The sequence below is a fragment of the Desulforhopalus vacuolatus genome (assembly GCF_016918505.1).
In the GTDB taxonomy this organism is placed as follows: domain Bacteria; phylum Desulfobacterota; class Desulfobulbia; order Desulfobulbales; family Desulfocapsaceae; genus Desulforhopalus; species Desulforhopalus vacuolatus.
Genome location: NZ_JAFFPZ010000007.1, coordinates 36,400 through 56,078, shown reverse-complemented (window position 1 = coordinate 56,078; position 19,679 = coordinate 36,400). Strand labels below are relative to the sequence as shown.

Annotated in this window: 14 protein-coding genes and 2 tRNA genes; 8 read left to right on the top strand and 8 right to left on the bottom strand. The window is 45.9% G+C overall.

Annotation, left to right across the window (positions count from 1 at the left end):
• Positions 1–13 precede the first annotated feature (13 nt).
• The 3 genes from gyrB to JWG39_RS06335 all read left to right on the top strand — a co-directional run bounded on the left by gyrB (position 14) and on the right by JWG39_RS06335 (position 6,154).
• Positions 14–2,449 carry a DNA topoisomerase (ATP-hydrolyzing) subunit B gene (gene gyrB / locus JWG39_RS06345; protein ID WP_338032188.1) on the top strand — a complete coding sequence of 812 codons (2,436 nt, stop codon included), beginning with the start codon at positions 14–16 and terminating at the stop codon, positions 2,447–2,449.
• Between the two features lie 103 nt (positions 2,450–2,552).
• The gene (gene gyrA, locus JWG39_RS06340; protein ID WP_240192022.1) at positions 2,553–5,135 is read left to right on the top strand and encodes a DNA gyrase subunit A; all 2,583 of its coding nucleotides are present in this window, start codon (positions 2,553–2,555) and stop codon (positions 5,133–5,135) included.
• Positions 5,135–6,154: an NAD(P)H-dependent glycerol-3-phosphate dehydrogenase gene (locus JWG39_RS06335; protein ID WP_205218541.1), complete on the top strand. Its 1,020-nt coding sequence runs from the start codon at positions 5,135–5,137 to the stop codon at positions 6,152–6,154. The genes gyrA and JWG39_RS06335 overlap by 1 nt, the downstream gene beginning before the upstream one ends.
• A 351-nt stretch (positions 6,155–6,505) precedes the next feature.
• Here the strand turns inward: JWG39_RS06335 and JWG39_RS06330 are convergent, their stop codons facing one another.
• Genes JWG39_RS06330 through JWG39_RS06320 form a run of 3 tightly spaced genes read right to left on the bottom strand, consistent with a single transcriptional unit; the run spans position 6,506 to position 9,310 of the window.
• On the bottom strand, positions 6,506–7,183 hold the full coding sequence (locus JWG39_RS06330) for an XTP/dITP diphosphatase (RefSeq protein ID WP_205218540.1): 678 nt from the start codon (positions 7,181–7,183) through the stop codon (positions 6,506–6,508).
• A complete protein-coding gene (locus JWG39_RS06325) occupies positions 7,134–7,760 on the bottom strand; it encodes an epoxyqueuosine reductase QueH (RefSeq protein ID WP_205218539.1) in 627 nt (208 codons plus the stop codon). The genes JWG39_RS06330 and JWG39_RS06325 overlap by 50 nt, the downstream gene beginning before the upstream one ends.
• Positions 7,757–9,310: a sigma 54-interacting transcriptional regulator gene (locus JWG39_RS06320; protein WP_205218538.1), complete on the bottom strand. Its 1,554-nt coding sequence runs from the start codon at positions 9,308–9,310 to the stop codon at positions 7,757–7,759. The genes JWG39_RS06325 and JWG39_RS06320 overlap by 4 nt, the downstream gene beginning before the upstream one ends.
• Before the next feature lie 166 nt (positions 9,311–9,476).
• On the opposite strand from JWG39_RS06320, the gene JWG39_RS06315 reads away from it, so the two are divergent.
• Both JWG39_RS06315 and JWG39_RS06310 read left to right on the top strand, forming a co-directional pair.
• A tRNA-Ser gene (locus JWG39_RS06315) sits at positions 9,477–9,562 on the top strand.
• Between the two features lie 28 nt (positions 9,563–9,590).
• A tRNA-Ser gene (locus JWG39_RS06310) sits at positions 9,591–9,682 on the top strand.
• 341 nt (positions 9,683–10,023) lie between these two features.
• Here the strand turns inward: JWG39_RS06310 and JWG39_RS06305 are convergent.
• The gene (locus JWG39_RS06305) at positions 10,024–10,413 is read right to left on the bottom strand and encodes an SH3 domain-containing protein (protein ID WP_240192021.1); all 390 of its coding nucleotides are present in this window, start codon (positions 10,411–10,413) and stop codon (positions 10,024–10,026) included.
• 562 nt (positions 10,414–10,975) lie between these two features.
• Between JWG39_RS06305 and hpt the strand changes: the two genes are divergently transcribed.
• From hpt to JWG39_RS06290, 3 genes are all read left to right on the top strand, one after another.
• Positions 10,976–11,512, top strand: a complete 537-nt coding sequence (gene hpt, locus JWG39_RS06300) for a hypoxanthine phosphoribosyltransferase (protein WP_205218536.1) — start codon at positions 10,976–10,978, stop codon at positions 11,510–11,512.
• 102 nt (positions 11,513–11,614) lie between these two features.
• Positions 11,615–12,403 carry a type I 3-dehydroquinate dehydratase gene (aroD, locus tag JWG39_RS06295; protein ID WP_205218535.1) on the top strand — a complete coding sequence of 263 codons (789 nt, stop codon included), beginning with the start codon at positions 11,615–11,617 and terminating at the stop codon, positions 12,401–12,403.
• A 38-nt stretch (positions 12,404–12,441) separates the two neighbouring features.
• Positions 12,442–12,780 (top strand): diacylglycerol kinase, encoded by a 339-nt coding sequence (locus JWG39_RS06290; RefSeq protein ID WP_205218631.1) that lies wholly within the window; start codon positions 12,442–12,444, stop codon positions 12,778–12,780.
• 1,101 nt (positions 12,781–13,881) lie between these two features.
• Here JWG39_RS06290 and JWG39_RS06285 read toward each other — a convergent pair.
• The 4 genes from JWG39_RS06285 to JWG39_RS06270 all read right to left on the bottom strand — a co-directional run bounded on the left by JWG39_RS06285 (position 13,882) and on the right by JWG39_RS06270 (position 19,601).
• Positions 13,882–15,177: a sensor domain-containing diguanylate cyclase gene (locus tag JWG39_RS06285; protein ID WP_205218534.1), complete on the bottom strand. Its 1,296-nt coding sequence runs from the start codon at positions 15,175–15,177 to the stop codon at positions 13,882–13,884.
• 1 nt (position 15,178) lies between these two features.
• Positions 15,179–15,697, bottom strand: a complete 519-nt coding sequence (locus tag JWG39_RS06280; RefSeq protein WP_205218533.1) for a V4R domain-containing protein — start codon at positions 15,695–15,697, stop codon at positions 15,179–15,181.
• 769 nt (positions 15,698–16,466) lie between these two features.
• Positions 16,467–18,857, bottom strand: a complete 2,391-nt coding sequence (locus tag JWG39_RS06275) for a hypothetical protein (protein WP_205218532.1) — start codon at positions 18,855–18,857, stop codon at positions 16,467–16,469.
• A gap of 84 nt (positions 18,858–18,941) precedes the next feature.
• A complete protein-coding gene (locus JWG39_RS06270) occupies positions 18,942–19,601 on the bottom strand; it encodes a YMGG-like glycine zipper-containing protein (protein WP_205218531.1) in 660 nt (219 codons plus the stop codon).
• Positions 19,602–19,679 lie beyond the last annotated feature (78 nt).

Genomic DNA, 19,679 nt, shown 5'->3' with positions numbered 1-19,679 from the left:
AAAGGAAACAACCGTGACTGACCCAAAAGAAAACGATGTGCCTGCGGGCCATTATGATGCCGATCAGATTCAGGTTCTTGAAGGACTTGAGGCTGTACGTAAACGTCCCTCAATGTATATCGGTAATACCTCAGAAGAGGGCTTGCACCACCTTATCTGGGAGATTGTTGACAACAGTATAGATGAGGCTCTGGCTGGTTATTGCTCCAAAATAAGCGTGACTATCCACGAAGATAATACCGTTTCCATAGAGGATAACGGTCGTGGGATCCCCATAGACAAACACCCCACAGAGAACATGACAGCGCTGGAACTGGTTATGACCACCCTGCATGCCGGTGGGAAATTTGACCACAGCAGTTATAAAGTCTCCGGCGGTTTGCATGGTGTCGGAATTTCGGTGGTCAACGCCCTTTCCTGTGAAACAGTTGCCGAAATCCATCGTAACGGCAAAGCCTACAGCCAGCGTTACCAATATGGCAAAAAAGCCAGTGAGCTTGAGGTTATCGGAGACAGTCAGTATACCGGTACCATCATTCGTTTCAAGGCTGATCCGGAGATCTTCACGCAGACCACAGTCTACAATTACGAGACAGTTAAAAACCGTCTCCGTGAGCTGAGTTTCCTTAACAAAGGCCTGCAGATCTCTCTGAAAGACGAACGCAGCGGTGAGGAGGACAAATTCCACGCCGAGGGAGGCATTGTCTCCTACGTTGAGTGGCTCAACCGTAAACGTACTCCTGTTTTCCCTGAACCTATCTATCTCAGCGGCGAAAAGGATAACGTGGAGGTTGAGATCTCCATGCAGCACTATGACGGCTATAAGGAACGTCTCTTCTCCTTCGTCAACAATATTAATACCCGTGAAGGCGGCAGTCATGTGGCTGGTTTTCGTGCTGCGCTTACCCGTTGCCTTAATCGTTACGCCAACGACGATATGATTCCCAAAAACATGCGGGAAAAAATGGGCGGCGATGATATTCGTGAGGGATTGACCTGCGTTATATCTGTACATGTACCCAACCCGCAGTTCGAGGGGCAGACGAAAACCAAACTGGGCAACAGTGAGGTTAAATCAATAGTAGAGAATATATGCGGTGACAAACTGACCGTTTTCCTCGAGCAGAATCCGGCAATTGCCAAAAAAATTCTCTCCAAGGTGGTTGATGCCGCCCGTGCCCGTGAGGCTGCAAAACGTGCACGGGACCTCTCCCGCAAGAAGGGTTCGACCAGCCTGTTGATGGCTGGAAAACTTGCCGAATGCCAGGAAAAGGATCCGGCGAAACGTGAAATATTCATCGTCGAAGGTGATTCTGCCGGTGGTTCTGCCAAACAGGGACGTGACCGGACCAATCAGGCAATTCTGCCGCTGAAAGGTAAGATCCTCAATGTGGAGAAGGCCCGTTTTGACCGGATTCTCTCCAGTGAAGAGATCAAACATCTTATAAGCGCTCTTGGCTGCGGAATTGGTGAAGAAGATTTTGATCCGGAAAAACTGCGTTACCACAAGGTCATCATCATGACCGATGCCGATGTTGACGGGGCACATATTCGGACCCTGCTTCTTACGTTTTTCTACCGTCAGATGACCCCGCTGCTGGAGGCTGGCCATATCTACATTGCCCAGCCACCGCTCTATCGACTGGGGAAAGGGAAGAAGGAGCGCTATTTCCTGAACGACAGTGAACTCAACAATCATCTTTTTACCGAGGCGAGCAAAAACTATCAGCTCAAAGCAGACATAAACGGTGAAATGCAGGACATAACCGGTGAAAAATTTATCCATCTCCTTGAACACCTTTCCATCTATCAGCGTATCACCGCCTTCATGAACCGCATGAATGTCTGGGAGGATATGCTCTACTTCCTGCTGGAGAACAACATTCGTTCCGCTGACCAGTTCAAAGATGATGAGTGGGTACGAAGTCTGAAGGCAAAACTTGACCCGGAGAAACTTATTCTCAGTGATGTACAAAACTGCCGCTGGCGGGAAGACTGCTACGAGTTTAACGTCGCTATTCGCGGTAAGGTACAGATAATGATGACCATTGGTCCGCGGATACCGCTGATTGCCGAATATCGCAGTGCGCTGAATTTCTTTGATGAAATAAAGCCTTACCTCACTGCAGAATTTGGTCTCTGTGCCGTCAGCAGGGAAGAAGTCGGAGAGGAACGAAGGGCGAACAACTGGCAGGATCTTATTAATCTCATCCGCGACGAAAGCTTCAAGGGAAGCAACCTGCAGCGTTACAAAGGTCTCGGTGAAATGAATCCGGAACAGCTCTGGGATACAACCATGAACCCGGAAAACCGCTCCATGCTGCAGGTACAGGTGGATGATGCTGAACAGGCCGATGATATTTTTGTTACCCTGATGGGGGACAAAGTGGAGCCGCGCCGCGCGTTTATCCAGGAACATGCCCTTGAGGTAACTGATCTTGATATCTGACAAGCTGCTGCATGTTTTCAATTGAAAGAGAAAAAACCGTTTTTCTCACTTCGTAACTCTGAAATACAGCAGAGTTCTAAAGTCTTATAAAAGATAAAAGGCCATGACAGATACAGAAAATAACGATATGGAAACCGAAAAGTTTCCCAGAGTCTCCGTCGAGAAAGAGTTACAGAAATCTTATCTCGAATACGCAATGAGTGTCATTGTTGGTCGGGCTCTGCCCGATGTGCGCGACGGAATGAAGCCGGTTCACCGGCGCTCCATCTTCGCCATGCGCGAGATTGGTGTTAACTTCAACCGTTCTTATGTAAAATCGGCGCGTATCGTCGGTGATATTATCGGGAAGTATCATCCCCATGGTGATACCGCTGCCTATGCTACCATCGTACGTATGGCGCAGGATTTTTCCATGCGTTATCCCCTGGTAGATGGTCAGGGAAACTTTGGTTCCATGGACGGTGATTCCCCTGCCGCCATGCGTTATACCGAGGCTCGGATGACCCGGATCGACCGGGAAATTGTCGCCGACCTGGACAAGGAAACAGTGGACTGGATTCCCAACTACGACAGTTCCCTGCAGGAGCCGTCAGTTATGCCCACTAAAATTCCGAACCTGTTGATCAACGGTTCGGCGGGGATTGCCGTTGGCATGGCGACCAACATTCCACCGCACAACATCACCGAGGTGCTCGATGCCCTTATTGCCCTGATCGACGTCCCTGATCTCACCGTACATGATTTGATGGGATTCATTACCGGACCGGATTTCCCCACCGGAGGCCAGATCTGCGGCCGCAACGGTATCCGTGAGGCTTATGAAACCGGTCGCGGCGTGATAATCATGCGGGCGAATACCCACGTGGAAAAAATCAAAGACAGTAAGCGGGAAGCGATCATCGTCACCGAGATTCCCTACCAGGTAAATAAGGCTAATCTGGTAGAAAAGATCTCTGAACTGGCCAAAGATAAAAAGATTGAGGCCATTTCAGATGTGCGCGATGAGTCAGATCGCCGTGGACTGCGTATCGCCATTGATCTTAAAAAGGATGAATATTCCGAGGTTGTACTCAACCAGCTCTTTAGCAACACCCTGATGCAAAAGAGTTTTGGTATCATCATGCTGGCTATCGTCAACAACAAACCGGAGGTTCTCAACCTCAAACAGATCCTTGAACACTTCGTTCTCCACCGCAAGGTGGTGGTCTATCGCCGCACCGCTTTCGAATTGCGCAAGGCTGAGGAACGGGCCCATATTCTGGAAGGTCTGGTTATTGCGCTGAACAACCTCGACGATGTCGTACAGCTCATCCGTAATTCCGCCAATCCGCAGGAGGCGAAAGAAGGGTTGATTCAGCGATTTGAACTGAGTGAGATCCAGGCCCAGACTATTCTCGACATGCGTCTGCAGCGCCTTACCGGTCTTGAGCGCGAGAAGATCATGCAGGAGTACGCGACAATTAAACGGGAGATTGAACGGCTGCGTGAGATTCTCGGCAGTGAGGTCCTGGTGATGAATATCATCAAGGATGAATTTGCCGAGCTTCGAGAAACGTATGGTGATGACCGACGGACCGAGATTGTTGAAGCCACTGATGATCTTCTGCCGGAAGATCTCATTACTCCTGAGGATATGGCGGTAACCATCACGTATACCGGATATATCAAACGCAATCCGCTGTCACTCTATCGGGCGCAGAACCGTGGTGGCAAAGGCGTTACGGGAGTGAAAGCCTTGGAGGAAGACGTTGTCTCCAGTCTTTATGTGGCTTCAACACTGGACATATTTCTCTTCTTCACCAGCTTCGGCAAAGTTTTCTGGCGCAAGGTCTATCAGTTACCGCAGGCTGGTCGGATGGCGCGGGGCAAGGCTGTTGTTAACCTGCTCAATCTTGAAGAGAATGAGAAATTGGCTGCGGTGCTGCCGATTACCAGCTTTGAGGATGAGAGCAACGCCAAAACCATTCTCATGGTGACCAGGTCAGGACGGGTGAAGAAAAGCAGTCTGCAGGAGTTTGCACGGCCGCTCTCCCGTGGCAAGCGGGCACTGACTATCAACGAAGGGGACGAAATCATCGCTGCCCATGTCCTTAACGGGAACGATACTGTGCTGCTGGTAACCAAAAAAGGAAAGAGTATCCACTTCGATGAGAATGATGTCCGCACCATGGGGCGTATGGCCGCCGGTGTACGGGGAATTCGTCTCGCTGAGGATGATGAGGTGGTGAGTGCCATCGTGATCAATTCTCAGAATTCTGTTCTTATTGTTACCGCCAACGGCTTCGGGAAGCGTTCACCGGTGGAAGAGTATCGCGTACAGGGACGCGGCGGTAAGGGAATTAAAGGGATCGCCGAGTCGGAACGTAATGGTGACGTAATCGGTGCCACTCAGGTGAGCGATGATGATCAAATTATCCTCATCGCTGATTCCGGCAAGATGATCCGCATGAATCTTGACTCTGTACGAATTATTGGCAGGGCAACCCAGGGTGTACGGCTGATTAACCTCGGGGACGACGAAAAAGTGGTCAGTTTTGATACAGTGCAAAAAGAGAATGAAGAAGAGGAGGAGGAAATTCCTTCTGTAGAATCTGTGGAGCCGCAGTCAGACAATACTGATGTCGGTTCTGAAACGGACGATTCACCTGCTTCAGAAGAGGGTGAAGGTGACGACGGAGATCAATAATGACTGATAATAGCGCTGAGATCGCTGTCATTGGCGCAGGATCGTGGGGAACAGCTCTTGCGCTGCTCCTTGCCGGTAAAAGTTTAAATGTGGCTCTGTGGGGGCATAGAAAGGCTCATGTGGAGGCTCTTCGCAGTGAGAGGGAAAACCGGTTTTACCTGCCTGGTTTTCCCTTTCCGAAGACTCTGCATGTGGAGAGTGACCTGGCTCGGGCGGTTTCCAAAGCGCACACCGTTGTCATGGTGGTTCCGTCGCAAAGCTGTCGTGAGGTTTTCAGACAGGTGGTCCCATATCTGCGCCCCGGAGTACGGATTCTTTCTGCTATAAAAGGTATTGAGAACGAGACTCTGCAGACCATGAGTGAGGTTATTGTTTCGGTGCTGGCAGAGAGTGGATTTTCCGGAGAGATTCCGACAGGTGTACTTTCGGGGCCCTCCTTTGCGCTGGAGGTGGCACAGGAACTGCCGACAGCGGTCTCCATCGGTTTTGCGGACATTAAGGTGGCACAGGAACAGCAACAGCTCTTCGGCACCTCATATTTCCGTGCCTATACCAGTGTCGACATACTGGGGCTGGAACTCTCTGGAGCGTTGAAAAACGTGATTGCCATCGCCACAGGAATGTGTGATGGATTGAATTTTGGTCTCAATGCCAGGGCTGCACTTATTACCCGTGGACTGGCGGAGATTCAGCGCCTCGGGGTGAAGATGGGCGCGGATCCGGCAACCTTTGCCGGGCTCAGCGGCATGGGAGATCTCCTCCTCACCTGTACCGGCAGCCTGAGCCGCAATCGTACGGTGGGACTCAGGCTGGGAGAGGGGAAAAAACTGGATGCGGTGGTTGCTGAACTGGGAATGGTCGCCGAAGGGGTAAAAACTACCCGCTCCGGATATAATCTTGCCCGTCGTGAAGGAGTGGAAATGCCAATTCTTGAGGAAGTCTACAAAATACTCTATGAAGACAAACCGTGTCTTGAAGCTGTCTGCTCTCTGCTCGGGCGAAAGTTGAAAGCGGAGTAGGGGAAAGTTTTCTCCTGCTGCGGCAATGAAACTGAATGCACAGGAATCCCCGCTGTTCAGAGCGGGGAGGCTGTCAAAATATTTTATAACATTTACATTTTGTATTGACCAGAGAATGCGAGTAAAGATAGAACAACAGCAATTCTCTGTTTAATTTTAAAATCTTTTTTAAAGTTTTTTTGCCTTTATTCGAATATTTAGAGCTTTTATTCGTTGGCAAAAAGTTTTTCGCTGTTCCGTCTTTTGCTTTTCCCTGTCTCCTTTCTCCTGTTTCCCATCCCCCCTGCCTTTACATTCGCCAATAGAAAGTGAAAATGGCATTAAGTAAGGTCACAACTGAATAGAATGGTATTACTTCTGGCTGGACCAGTCATCATCATGAAATTCATTATGGTCCGGCTTCGGTGTCTTCATTTCAAAGAGTCGCTGTTCAAGCCACTTCTTGATATCTTTTGCTTCTGATTGCACCTCGGCAAGAGCTTTGCCGCGGTGACTTACCTTCGCTTTTTCTTCCAGGGTCATCTCGGCAAAAGTCTTACCGTACTCCTCGAAGTAAAAGACTGGATCATAGCCGAAGCCATTGTCTCCCCGCTTTTCATCAATGATAATTCCATCACATTTTGCCTCATAAGTGAGTGCAGCGCCTGTAGGTACGGCAATGGAGAGAACACACTGAAAAGAAGCTTTGCGGTTTTTCACACCTTTGAGCCTGTCGAGAAGCTTTTCAAGATTTTCAGCATCGGTGGCATGTTCCCCGGCATAGCGGGCGGAGTAGACACCCGGTTCACCATTCAAGGCTTCAACAACGAGACCAGAGTCGTCGGCAATAGCTGGAATTCCCAATATTTTTGCGGTATGCAGTGCCTTTTTGTAGGCGTTATCATCGAAGGTTTCACCATCCTCAACTGCCTCAGGGATGGGGCCAAATTCATCCACCGACTTGATATCAATATCCAAATTTTTCAGCAAATCCTGAAATTCACGTAACTTGCCTTTGTTTGTCGTTGCTATCACTATCATTGAGAGCATTTTTTAGTCCTTGTTGTCTTTTAAATTCTTTTTTTCGCCGTTTTTTCCAGCGGTTGTCATAACGTTCCTGTTCACTGTAAATACAGCCACAATAGGGCTGTCGATACATTCCTTCTTCAATGGAGCGATCAATTCCCTCCTGCCAGCCAATGCTGAAATCCTCGTAGAGCATCTCCACCCCATACTTTGCCGCCATCTTACTGCCGATATCCTGCATCAGTGTGTGGTTCTGATATTTACTGTAGAAGAGGGTTGTGGTGAAAGTGGGAAAACCGAGTTCAGCGGCGAGGCGGGCCGTATCCTCCAGCCGCATTTCATAACAGACAGCACATCTGGCATTCTCGTGAAAAACCACTTTACGCAGGTATTCAGTGAGTCCGTAATCCCGTTCAACAAGAAGTGGCAGGGATATTTTTTCAGCATAGGTCTCAAGGGTATCAAGGCGCCGGCGATACTCTTTCCATGGATGTATATTGGGATTATACCAGCGACCGGTGAGATCATAGCCCCGCTCGCGCAGCACTTTAACGGGATAGATACTGCAGGGGCCGCAGCAGATGTGAAGCAAAAGTTTCATATTTTATAGCTTCTGGGATTAATATTGTACTGATGGATCTTGTAGTTGATGATGCGCAGACTTGTTTCGAGATCCTTCGCTGTTTTGGTTTGATTCCCATTGTTGCGTTTTAGACCCTCGATAATAAGCTCTTTTTCAAAATTTTCCACTGCTTCAGTAAAAGAAAGAGTTGTCTTTTTCTTCGAACTCCGGGAGGTCTGCAGAGTGGGAGGAAGGTGAATGGAACTGATTGTATCTGTGTCACAGATTAACACCGCCCGTTCCATGCAATTTTGCAGCTCGCGCACATTGCCTGGCCAGTGATACTGAATGAGCATGTCAATGGCGGAGGTGGATATTCGGCTGATGTCTTTATTATTCTCACGGGCGAATTTTTCAAGAAAAAACTCAGCAATAAGAAGTATATCGGTGCGTCGTTCCCGCAACGGAGGCATATAGATAGGGAAGACGTTGAGTCGGTAGTAGAGGTCTTCACGGAAGATTTTCTGTTCAATGGCACGCTCAAGATCCCGGTTGGTAGCGGTAACCAGGCGCACATCACAGGTGATAGATTTGGTCGAGCCGAGGCGCTGAAAGGTACGTTCCTGGACGACATTGAGAAGTTTAATCTGTACTGAATTGCTGATTTCCCCTATCTCATCAAGGAAAAGAGTACCTCCTTCAGCCATCTCAAAACGACCAATCTTCTGCTCGATGGCGCCGGTGAACGCACCTTTCTCATGACCGAATATTTCGCTTTCCAGCAGAGTTTCCGGCAGGGCGGAACAGTTGACGGAGACAAAGGGTTTATTATGTCGTTTGCCGTTGTAGTGCAGCGCTTTTGCAACAAGTGTCTTGCCCGTTCCTGATTCGCCGCGCAGGAGAACGGTGGCATTGCTGTCCACCACGCGGTGGATCATCTCAAAGACTTCCTGCATTGAACTGGAATTGCCAATAATGTCATTAATGCGATTTTTTTCCGAGAGTTCCCGTTTCAGTTTACGATTTTCAATGTGGAGCTGTTCTGTTTCACGGTTGACCGTCTGTATTCTGATAACCGTCTGGGCGATGATTGAGCTGAGGACGGTGAGATACTGCAGGTCAGTATTGGCCTGTTCGTCTATTCCATCTGGATAAGAACAGTCTACTGAAAGGGCACCAATAATATTTCTGCCATCTTTGATGGGTACGCAGAGAAAAGATTTTTTCTTCAGCTGTTCGCTTTCCCGAGCGCCCGTACGATTAAGAAACAACGGTTCTTCGGATATTTGTGGTACAAGAACCGGTTCACCGGTGGAGACGACCCGACCGGTGATTCCCTCTCCTATCTTGTACGTGCCACGTTTCATATTTTCCGGATCAATCCCGTGGGCAATCTCTATTTCGAGTTTACCACTGATTGGATTGACGATGGTAACTGTCCCATTTACCATTTGTTTTTTTTCATGGAGGACCTGCATTGTCTTCTCAAGACACTCACGCAGGTCGAGCGAAGACGCCAGTTCTCTGGTGATTTCATAGAGAGCTGTTACGTCCTCAAGTTTTTGACTGATGGAGTGTTCTTCTGTCATTATATGCCTCTGGAAGAGGTGGAAATTTTGATGGAAATTTTTAAAATATGTCAAAATTGGCAAATTTTTGTTATTTTATTACAAAAATGTTTAGCATGCAACCATTATAAAAAGGTCGATAAGATTATTGACAAGTTCTTGATTGAATGGTACAAAAGGCGCTCACGGAGGAATGGCCGAGTGGCTTAAGGCGGCGGTCTTGAAAACCGTTGTACGAAAGTACCGTGGGTTCAAATCCTACTTCCTCCGCCATATATAAACAAAGATTTGAATGATGTGTGGAGAGGTGACCGAGAGGCCGATGGTGCTCGCCTGCTAAGCGAGTGTGGGGGTCAGACTCCACCGAGGGTTCGAATCCCTCCCTCTCCGCCAGCATATAAAAGGCACTGTAATTTTATAAATTACAGTGCCTTTCTTCTTTACACGGGCATGGTTTTTATACCATTTACATTTTGTATTGACCAGAGAGAGCGACTGCGTGGACATCTTTTTTTGTGATTACGAATGAATAAACAGGATGTAAAAAGAGCATAACTTAATAGTATTCGTTGGCAAAAAGTTTTTCGCTGTTCCGTCTTTTGCTTTTCCCTGTCTCCCGTCTCCTTTCTCCTGTCTCCCATCCCCCTGCCTTTACATTCGCCAATAGAAAGTGAAAATGGCATTGAGTACGGTCACAACTTAATAGGAATGGTATGATTTAAGGGTCCCTTGTGTTATTCTCCCCCCCAGACCAGACTTTTTTTAAGCCATCCTTTAAGACCTGATTCGTGTTCCACCTTAAGCCATCCGTTTTTTTCTTCAAGCCTGCTGAAAACGACTCCATAACTTGCCTGACCTATAATTTTCCCCTTCTTACCCGGCTGGCTGCGGATATTGACTTTGTTCCTGCTCCCTTTATTTACCTTGACAATAACGTGAGGTGCGTTGGAGAGCAGAGAACGATATATCCATCCACTGTCTCCCTCAAAGTCAATAACCTCCACCCATTGCTTTTTTTCAGTGATAACTTTCAGTGGGAAACCTCTGTCGTAGGCCCAGACAATAGAATTGTTTGTTCCAGGTCCCTTCCGCATGTTCACATTGTCACCTTTTACTGATGCCATTTTTGCCCATACGGGATTGCATATCAGAAAAAGAACTGCTACTATTACTAATATATAACGTAATTTCATTTAGATACCTTTTATTCACTTATGAGAAAAGAGCAGGATTTCCCGGGTACCCCTGAAACGCCGCAAGAGCATAAGGATACCTTGAATAATCGCCCCTCTTCTGTGTTAGAGCTAAATTTATCCTCGGAGGTAAGCACCAGACTCCGATATCAAAGCTCCAGGCGGGTACATTTCCGCCTGACCATCACCGTGACCTGAACATCGAAAGGATCATATTCTCCTGCAAAAGAGTTCCAACGAATTTCACGTTACATTGTACTCGTAGAACAATTCAGGGTATCAGCAGTTTCAGTCTGAGATCTTCCTGCTTGAAGAAAGGCCATGATCTGGTATTTTTCTCAAAGAGTACGTTGCTGCCAGTGAGAGTGCCGGGGTCTGTGTATGGTGACCTGACCATACTGGCAGCTTTCTCTTTTTCATATCACGGTGTTACACGTATTATACTACTCCAGCAGATCCTTATCCGCTATCTTGTTGAATATGAGGTGAAATAATGAATAAATACAAAATTGGCAGAGTTCTTGTGAACGAAGAAAAAACGAAGGAAACAGTCGAAAGACTTGGCAGGCAGATATATGAAGATTTCAAGGAGAGCAACAGAGAATTGATTATTGTGGGCTTGTTGAAAGGTTCCTTTATTTTTATGGCGGACCTTGTCCGGGCCATAGACTTACCTTTGACTGTTGATTTCATAACGGTATCAAGTTATGGCAACGGCACAGTCTCCAACTCCAATGTGAAGCTGGTTATGGATCTGGATACCTCCATTGAAGATAAAGATGTCATTATCGTTGAAGATATTGTCGATACGGGGCGTACCTTCAAAAAAATCATCCAGATGATGAGCAACAGACAGCCTCACACGTTGAAATCATGCTCCTTTCTCAGTAAGCCGAGTCGCCGGGTTGTTGAAATAGAAGTAGATTATATCGGTGTTGAGATAGAAGACGAATTTGTTGTTGGCTATGGGATGGATTACGCCCAGAGATATCGTAATATTCCCTGCGTAACTGTGCTCGAAGAGTCTTGACATCTTCTTCCAGCCGGGGGCTTTGATTGTCAAACATTAATTTTATATGCTGCAGATCGTGAATTCCGTCAGTCATGGCGGACTGCTGCCAGGGTTCAAAATATGAGACCACAGAGTATAAAGAAAGTAACCGTTCGTAACTGCCAGATAGGTGGAGACAAACCATTAATATGTCTGCCGCTGGTGGGAAAAACAAAGGAAGATATTTTTGTCAAAACAGAGGCGGTGACCGCCCTGAACCCGGATATTCTTGAGTGGCGGGTGGATGGTTATGTTGGAGTTTCGCAGGTAAAATCCTGTCTCGAACTGCTCAGGAGTATCCGTGATATTATCGGGAATATCCCCTTGATTTTTACCTGTAGACGAAAAGAAGAAGGAGGATTTGCGGGTGCACTTGGACTTACTGATGCCATGAGACTTGATCTCTACAAAGAAGTGGCGGAGACCGGCCTTGCCGATATCATCGACGCCGAGCTCTCCTGTGGTCGTGCTTTTCTCTCCAAACTGCGGAAGATGGCCGACGGGCAGGGGGTTCGCCTGATATATTCCAGCCACAACTTCATCGAGACACCTGAAGAGAAGGATATTCTGTCGCTGCTCATCAATGCCGGGGAGCAGGGGGCTGATATTGCCAAAGTTGCAGTTACAGCGCAGAATTATGGTGATGTCCTTACCCTGCTGTCAGCAACGAACCGGGCACGCAGTAGTCTGGTACAGGTTCCCATGATAACAATATCCATGGGCCAATACGGCTCAATGACCAGACTCGTGGGCGGGCTTTTTGGCTCAGATGTCACTTTTGGTGACGGGCTGGGAAGTTCGGCACCGGGACAACTCCCCTTTGAACAGATGCGCAGTGCAATGAAACTCTTTTATGGGGGGGAGGCATAGTGGCTGGTGAAGAGAATAATAAGCCAGGCCGAAAAGGCATGGGCCGTATATTCTGGGCCACATATTACTCCTGGCGGGGATTTATCTCGGCGGTGAAGTATGAGGCGGCTTTCCGTCAGGAGTTAATACTGGTCCTTCTCATGCTGCCCTTTGCCTTCTGGCTCGGTGATGGAGCGGTAGAACATTTTTTGCTCATTGGTTCAGGACTGCTCGTGTTGATAGTTGAATTGCTCAACTCTGCCATTGAGGCTGCAGTTGATCGCATCGGCACGGAACGGCACAGACTTTCCGGTCAGGCCAAGGATATGGGTTCGGCCGCCGTTTTTCTGAGTCTGGTGCTGATGGCCATCTGCTGGATTGAGATTGCACTGTTTTAATCTTCCTTTTTTATGACAGATCTCTTTTCCCGTCCTTCTATTTTAAATTCAGCATGTTATACCATTCCTCTTAAGTTGTGACCGTACTCAATGCCATTTTCACTTTCTATTGGCGAATGTAAAGGCAGGGGAATGGGAGAAAGGAGACGGGAGACAGGGAAAAGCAAAAGATGGAACAGCGAAAAACTTTTTGCCAACGAATAAAAGCTCGAAACATGCGAATAAAGGCAAAAAACTTTAAAAAAGATTTTAAAATTAAACGGAGAATTGCTATTGTTCTATTTTTACTCTTTACGTTCTCTGGTTAACACAAAATGTAAATGGCATAAGGTATATCCGGTACACAGAGGATGATATGATAAGATTCTTTGTCGCTCATACCGCTGTCTGAGATGAAAAAAGACCCTGGAAGAATATTTCTTCCAGGGTCTTTTTTTATGTTTTTTTTCGTGGTCCCGCGCCACATGCAGGATGGTAACGGGAACAGCCATCCCCGGGCTATGAGCAGGAACAGGACACAGCCTGCAGCTGTGTGTGTCCCAAACTTCGCCAATCAACTGGCTGATTGATTCGGCCATGCAAATCACTGGACGATTTATATTATATGGACGCGCGTACACCTCAAACACATTTTCCATTGCCGCTGTAAAACTCGCGTTTTTATCTGGCGGAATCTTCCAGGGCTTTCTCAGGTGAGGCTTACGTTCGTTTTTTTTAAAGTATTACACACTGTCTGTCATTGGAGAAACACTGGCGACGATTTTAAATTCTACTATTTTCTCAGCCAAAAGCCGTACCCTCTATCTTTTGCAACCTTCAGGAGCAGGAGAACACGTCAGGGTTAACAATTAATCTTCAAATTCTCCACCCAATTGAATCTCTCTCTGTGGCTTAACGCGATTTTTGCGAGTGATAGCTGCAGTGATACCATTTTCAAAAAACCGCTTTTTCAGGTGCTCAAGGTTGGGGAGTAGTTACTCCCAGGGCTTCAGCGACCCTCACGACTGTCCATTTCTCAAATATTATAGATAATCTATGAGCTCTCTAAATATTTTTTTGATAATTGAAGACAGTGGCATGCTCTACCTAAAATGAATATAATTATTCGTTACTAGACCGAACCTGGTTCCGTCCGTTTTCTTTGGCGCGGTATAATGCAGCGTCTGCTCTGTTTGTCAGGGTAATATTGTTATCTCTGGCTTGAAAGACTGTGACACCAAAACTCACGGTAATTTTTTCAGGTTCTTTAAAATTATATTTTTCTATTTTATGGCGTAATTTTTCTGCAAATATTATTGCCCGGGCAAGAGATAACCCTGGCAGTTGAATTACAAACTCTTCACCACCCCAACGAGCAAAAATATCGGTATCACGAATATTGGCGGCAACAAGACCAGCAAGACGTTTCAATACATTATCTCCAGCTAAATGACCATACGTATCATTTACTTTTTTGAAATTATCTATATCGAACATAACAAATGACAAAGGAGAATTATAACGATGTGCCCTTTTTATCTCAATCATTAATTTTTCGTCAAACTTCATACGGTTATAAATACCTGTTAGAGTATCTGTACTGGCCTGCTTTTCTAAAAGGGAATTTATAGTCTCAAGGGATTTTAGGTAATTTTTTTGTTCAGTGATATCTCGAAACGCAATGACTGCGCCATCCAATATATCTTCTTTAAAAACAGGTCGGCAGGCAATCATGACGGGCATTAACAACCCTGACTTGCAGGTAAAACATCCATCAGTATTGTTGTATTTATCTCCATGTGTTATAGCGTTAAAAATTGGGTTATCCCCAGGCTGATAAAAACTACCATCCAAGCGCTGAGTATGGATAATTTCATGAATAAATTTATTTTCTATTTCATCGGGAAAATATCCAAGTAATCGGCTTGCTTCAGGATTTAAAAAAATTATTTTTCCTTCAGAAGTAACAAGAAAAATTCCCTCCCCTATAACGTTACTTATTAATTTTAACCGCTGTTCAATAACCTCCTTTTCACGCAAAGATTTAATCATGTGATTAAACGAATCTGAAAAACGACCAAGAAAGTGTACTTGTTGACTCAGATCACCTTCCGCAACTTGATTTGCTTGCCAGGTAAGATGAGTCAAACTTGCCTGTAATCCCTTGAGCGGCATTGCAAAAATATTGGTTCGAGAAGGTTTCGCTTTAAGATCCCCCTTCGCCAATTTCTCGGAGTAATGATACGATTCATTTAGCATATCGAAGATTGCTGCCAGGCGAACACAAATATGTTTGAGCTCGTCATCGTCAACGTTATCTAAATCTATTGGAAAAATAAGACCTTTTTGTCCAAGACCACGTTGCATCGCTTCTTCAAAACATGTATTAAGATCTTCTAAAATCTGACGAGAATTCATTTTAACCTTCAATAGCCTTCACTTCAAAGCGGCATGTTCTATCCCCTGTTGCCCAACAGTCAATTTCTTTGGCTGTGAATTTCTTCCCAGTATATTCTTTAAGAATCCCGGCTATGAAACCTTCATCGTAATTACAAACGGATTCTCCGAATATTGGTAAACCTGAGCAATCAAGGTCTTCTGACACTGTTAAGACAAATTGTAGTTTTTTCTTATCGGCCTCCTCAATTCTGAGAATACCAATTTTAAAGGCCACAAGTTTCTCTTTCAATTCGGCTATGAATTCATCAAATGGCAATGATATATCCAAGACGTTGCGGCAAAACTCTTTGCCCGCAAGGGCGCCTGCTTTAACAAATAATTCTATTGTCTTCTGTTTGCCTATCTCTTTTGAAAAAACATCTTTGAATGTATACTGCATAAGTCGATAGACCATGACAGAGGTTTCCTTCCCAAGATTTGGCCTGCCGACAGAAAGATCTCCAAGATGATCCCACTTAAAGTTATAAACTTTTTCCATCGCTGAAATTTCCTTCTTCGTTATAGTTATAATAAGTTGTGGTGAGTCCACAATTCACACAAAAATTCGCGGGTGTGGTCACTCTCCATTCACTTGTCGGACCATTCCTGCAATATCTGAACTTATTAAGTTTAACTCTTTTTTTGTGATTACGAATGAATCAACAGGGTGTAAAAAGAGCATAACTTAATAGAAACAGTCTAATCATGCGAAAAAGGGCATTTTTTATAAAAGCGTAACTTCTTAATTCTTAAAGTTTTTTGCCTTTATTCGCATGATTAGAGCTTTTATTCGTTGGCAAAAAGTTTTTCGCTGTTCCGTCTTTTGCTTTTCCCTGTCTCCTGTCTCCCATCCCCCTGCCTTTGAATTCGTCAATAGAAAGTGAAAATGGTATTTAGCACGGTCACAACTTAGTAGGAATGGTATAATATTATATTATCACAGTTATGATGGAAAACAAGCCAAAATTTACTTCAAATCATCAGATTAAATTGATGGATCAAGTCTGTGAGACCCTCAAATACTATCATTACGTACGTTCAACAAAAAAAATATATTGCCAGTGGACTTTACGATATATCTATTTTTATGGAAAAAATCAGTATAAACAATGAGAAATTTTACATTCTGTTTATTCATTCGTAATAGCCCCAAAAAAACAGGCAGTCCCGTCCACTATGGACGGGGCTGCCTGTTTTTAACTGAAAGGATACCCTGAAAGGAACCCTCAAAGCCCTTCTCAGGTGAAAAACATTTACTGTACCGGAGTTTATTCAGGAACTGATTCCTCTACTGGAGTCACGGTCTCTTCAGGTGCGGATGTCTGCTGTGGGAAGAACATGCCCGTGAGATCCTTGTCGTTGACCATTATTTTTCCTTCTGGAGTGAGGACTAACTTTATGGTGTCGGTGGTTTTGCCGTCCGCTGTAGTTCGATTAGCGAAGGAGGTCAGCATGGTCAGTGGTCCCTGCAGTTGTTGCCCGTTGGGCAGACTTTGAAGGAGGGTGTTGATATTATCCGCATTTTCGATCTCCATTACAGCTTTTCCCTGGGCCATTACAGGTGAGGAGGAATCCTGCTGGAAGCGGCCGTTGAGTTTGATTGCAGCGTTGGCGAAGGTTATATAGTTGTTGTCGAGTACTCCTGTAATAAAGTGGCTTTCTTCCAGTATTTTTGATTGGAAATAACTGTCAAAAGTATCATCTTTAATGAGCTGTGTTGTGGTTGCCGCATCTGGTATAAGGCTTAACAGCGGGGGAAGTTGCAGGGCCTTTATATCAATATTGGCATCCGTAGGCAGAAAGGCAGCCATGGCCGGGATATCAAGTCCGGAGAAGCGGATATTATGGCTGATGCTGTTGTCTTTCCCGCCGCCTGCGGTGATTCCCTGGGCGAGAGTAAAGTTGGCCAGTTTCCCGTTGAAGGGGCCTTTTACCTCTACATTATTTACAGCGATATTCTCCTTGCATTCCCTGAGAAGGGAGAGGACATTTCTACTAATTTCTATAGCAATACCAGCAATTTCATCCTCATCTGCACTCTCATCAATGATGGATTTTATCATTGGTTTTATCTTCTTGTAATTACTGACAAAGAAGTTCTCTGGAATCTTTTCAAGGCCACCGGAAAATTTGAAGCTGACTTCATCAATATTAATGGCGGTCGGCTGCTGTTCTCCTTCGGTAATCAGGCTTGAGATGCTGTTGAAGGTGAAAAGCGTATTACTGACAATATTTCCCTGAGCAGTGCGTGAGTCTTCGCTCGTAAGATTTATGCCATCAATATGAAAGGTACTTTCAGATTGTTCTGGATTGGAGATATTGATGTTATTGAGTTGAAAATTAGAATTGCTTTTACTGTAAATTTTCAAGGCGGAGTCTATAATGTGGAAAAAAGTTTCTCCGTTCGAGGCAATACCATCACTGTTATTTGCTGCAATACTCTCCTGAAAACTTGAGATGCAGTTTACATACTCTTTGATCAGACTGCGCAGTGTCAGTGCCTCGCGGCCTTCGACTGAATATGAGATACGTCCAGCTCCGATGGTGAAGAGAGGAATATCTTTTCCATAAAAACTAAAGTCTTCGGCGTTTCCGTCCGTTTTATAGTTCCAGTCAGGGCCATCGGTGTCGAGAACGCTCTTGAAATTTACACTGGCCATCCCGCCACTGTAGTTAAATCCACTGTTATTCTTCTTTGGAGCGAAGAAAAATTTTGGAGAAGTCATCTTATACAGGGTAGTCGTGAAAGCGTTAAGATCTTCATCCCATACTCCCTCAAGGGTTGAAGCTGTGCTGGTTATTTCCAGCAATGGTTTGCCTTCACTGGTCAAGGGTATGGAGGGGGGAAGAATGAGGCTGCAGAAGAGTTTGTCTTTTGCTGTGATCTCGACTTTGAGAATAAAAGGAGCATCAATAGAGATCGTTTCCCCGCTTTGAGTTTTTATCCCGACCTTCCCGAGATTGACAGAGAACGTGTTGTCATATTTTCCCTCGTCAGAGGATGTATATTCCGGGACGATTTGCTGCCTTTCTTTCGTTGTCAGCTGTATCCAGGGAGTGACTGTATAGTTTGGATCAATCTGTAAGATGTTGTCTGCAGTTACCTCACTGTCGTTGATACCTGAAAAGGTAGAGGTCATGGTGATCATTCTGCTGACCATATTGCGGATGCGGGCCTCCTCCGGGCTGGCGGGAACTGCAGCTGGCTGAGCGGTTTCGGTTGCCGAAGCAACCCCGGCTGCCGGAACTTCCTGAACCTTTGCAACAGAGGTGGCCTCAGTTGCTTCCGGTTTGGGTGGAACAGGTGCCGCCAAGGTTATATCTGTTGGCGCGACAGGGGCAACAACCTCCTGTACCACCGCTTCAGTCGCTTCAGTGCCTGCTGCGGTTTTACCTGTTTTTTCCGCAATACGCCGGGAGATTTTTTCCAGACGCGGGTTTGCCTTTAATTTCAAGCTCTGCTGATATTTTTCCAGAGCTCCGGCGAGATCGCCTTTAAGCTGTAGTCTGGTCCCTTCGAGTTGCAGCTGGCGCGCCATTGAAGCATCTGCACTGTTATCAACGGCAAGACCTGCACTGGCTCCGCAGAGGATGCTTCCAGCAGTGAAAACGGTGGCGAAAAGGAGAGTTTTTGCGCCGGATTTATAACTTTTTTTCATGATTATCCCTGTATTTTTTTAGAAATAAAGGCGGGCTTGAAATACACCGCCGCTGCTTGAACACAGTTCACACCGCGCATTCAGTTAAACGCTCATTGTTGCTGAGAGAGAAGCGAGGGTTGCAGTCTTCTTCTCAAGATTATTGACGGCTTTTTTCAGATCCGCGATGCGGCTGTCCAGTATCCTGCTCTGCTGTAGAGATTCTCCGGGTTTTATCTGCTGTACCACGGTCTGCTGTTCTTTTAGCTCATATTTTACTTTCGCAAGATTTTTTTGTGCTGTTTTGAGTGTGTTTTCCACCTTTTGTTTCTGGGCGAGCATATCGCCCCTCGTGGCTATTTTCTTTTTATAGCTCCTCTTCAGTGCCCTGCTTCTGGCTTGTAAACTGGTTATTTCCGCTGCCAGTTTGTTATTATAAGCTCTGGCCTCCTGATTTGTTCTGGTTGCGCTTGCAATACAGGCGTTCAGCCAGTCTTCCTGTGAGGCAAATTTCTCTTTCTGGTTGGCGACATGGTTCCCGTAGAGATAACCGGCACCCGCACCCATTGCAGCTCCGATGGCCGCGCCGAGCAGGGTGGCGCTACTGTCTTTGCCTATGATCTGGCCGAGAAGAACACCTGCTGCGGCACCTCCGGCGGCTCCGACACCCGCTCCCTGGGCCCGTGTAGTATCAGAATCATTCATCCCTGCACAACTTGAGAGCAGCAGTGTTGAACTCAAAAGAATACAACAAATTTTTTTCATGGGGAAACCTCTTTCTCAGATTTTTTTTCTTGTAAGAACCTTGAATATGAATGAAATACAAACCTTTTCAAGGGGCCC

Coding starts and splice junctions, on each gene's coding strand:
- gyrA (WP_240192022.1), top strand. CDS start 2,553: ATGACAGATACAGAAAATAACGATATGGAAACCGAAAAGTTTCCCAGA.
- JWG39_RS06335 (WP_205218541.1), top strand. CDS start 5,135: ATGACTGATAATAGCGCTGAGATCGCTGTCATTGGCGCAGGATCGTGG.
- JWG39_RS06330 (WP_205218540.1), bottom strand. CDS start 7,183: ATGCTCTCAATGATAGTGATAGCAACGACAAACAAAGGCAAGTTACGT.
- JWG39_RS06325 (WP_205218539.1), bottom strand. CDS start 7,760: ATGAAACTTTTGCTTCACATCTGCTGCGGCCCCTGCAGTATCTATCCC.
- JWG39_RS06320 (WP_205218538.1), bottom strand. CDS start 9,310: ATGACAGAAGAACACTCCATCAGTCAAAAACTTGAGGACGTAACAGCT.
- JWG39_RS06305 (WP_240192021.1), bottom strand. CDS start 10,413: ATGGCATCAGTAAAAGGTGACAATGTGAACATGCGGAAGGGACCTGGA.
- hpt (WP_205218536.1), top strand. CDS start 10,976: ATGAATAAATACAAAATTGGCAGAGTTCTTGTGAACGAAGAAAAAACG.
- aroD (WP_205218535.1), top strand. CDS start 11,615: ATGAGACCACAGAGTATAAAGAAAGTAACCGTTCGTAACTGCCAGATA.
- JWG39_RS06290 (WP_205218631.1), top strand. CDS start 12,442: ATGGGCCGTATATTCTGGGCCACATATTACTCCTGGCGGGGATTTATC.
- JWG39_RS06285 (WP_205218534.1), bottom strand. CDS start 15,177: ATGAATTCTCGTCAGATTTTAGAAGATCTTAATACATGTTTTGAAGAA.
- JWG39_RS06280 (WP_205218533.1), bottom strand. CDS start 15,697: ATGGAAAAAGTTTATAACTTTAAGTGGGATCATCTTGGAGATCTTTCT.
- JWG39_RS06275 (WP_205218532.1), bottom strand. CDS start 18,857: ATGAAAAAAAGTTATAAATCCGGCGCAAAAACTCTCCTTTTCGCCACC.
- JWG39_RS06270 (WP_205218531.1), bottom strand. CDS start 19,601: ATGAAAAAAATTTGTTGTATTCTTTTGAGTTCAACACTGCTGCTCTCA.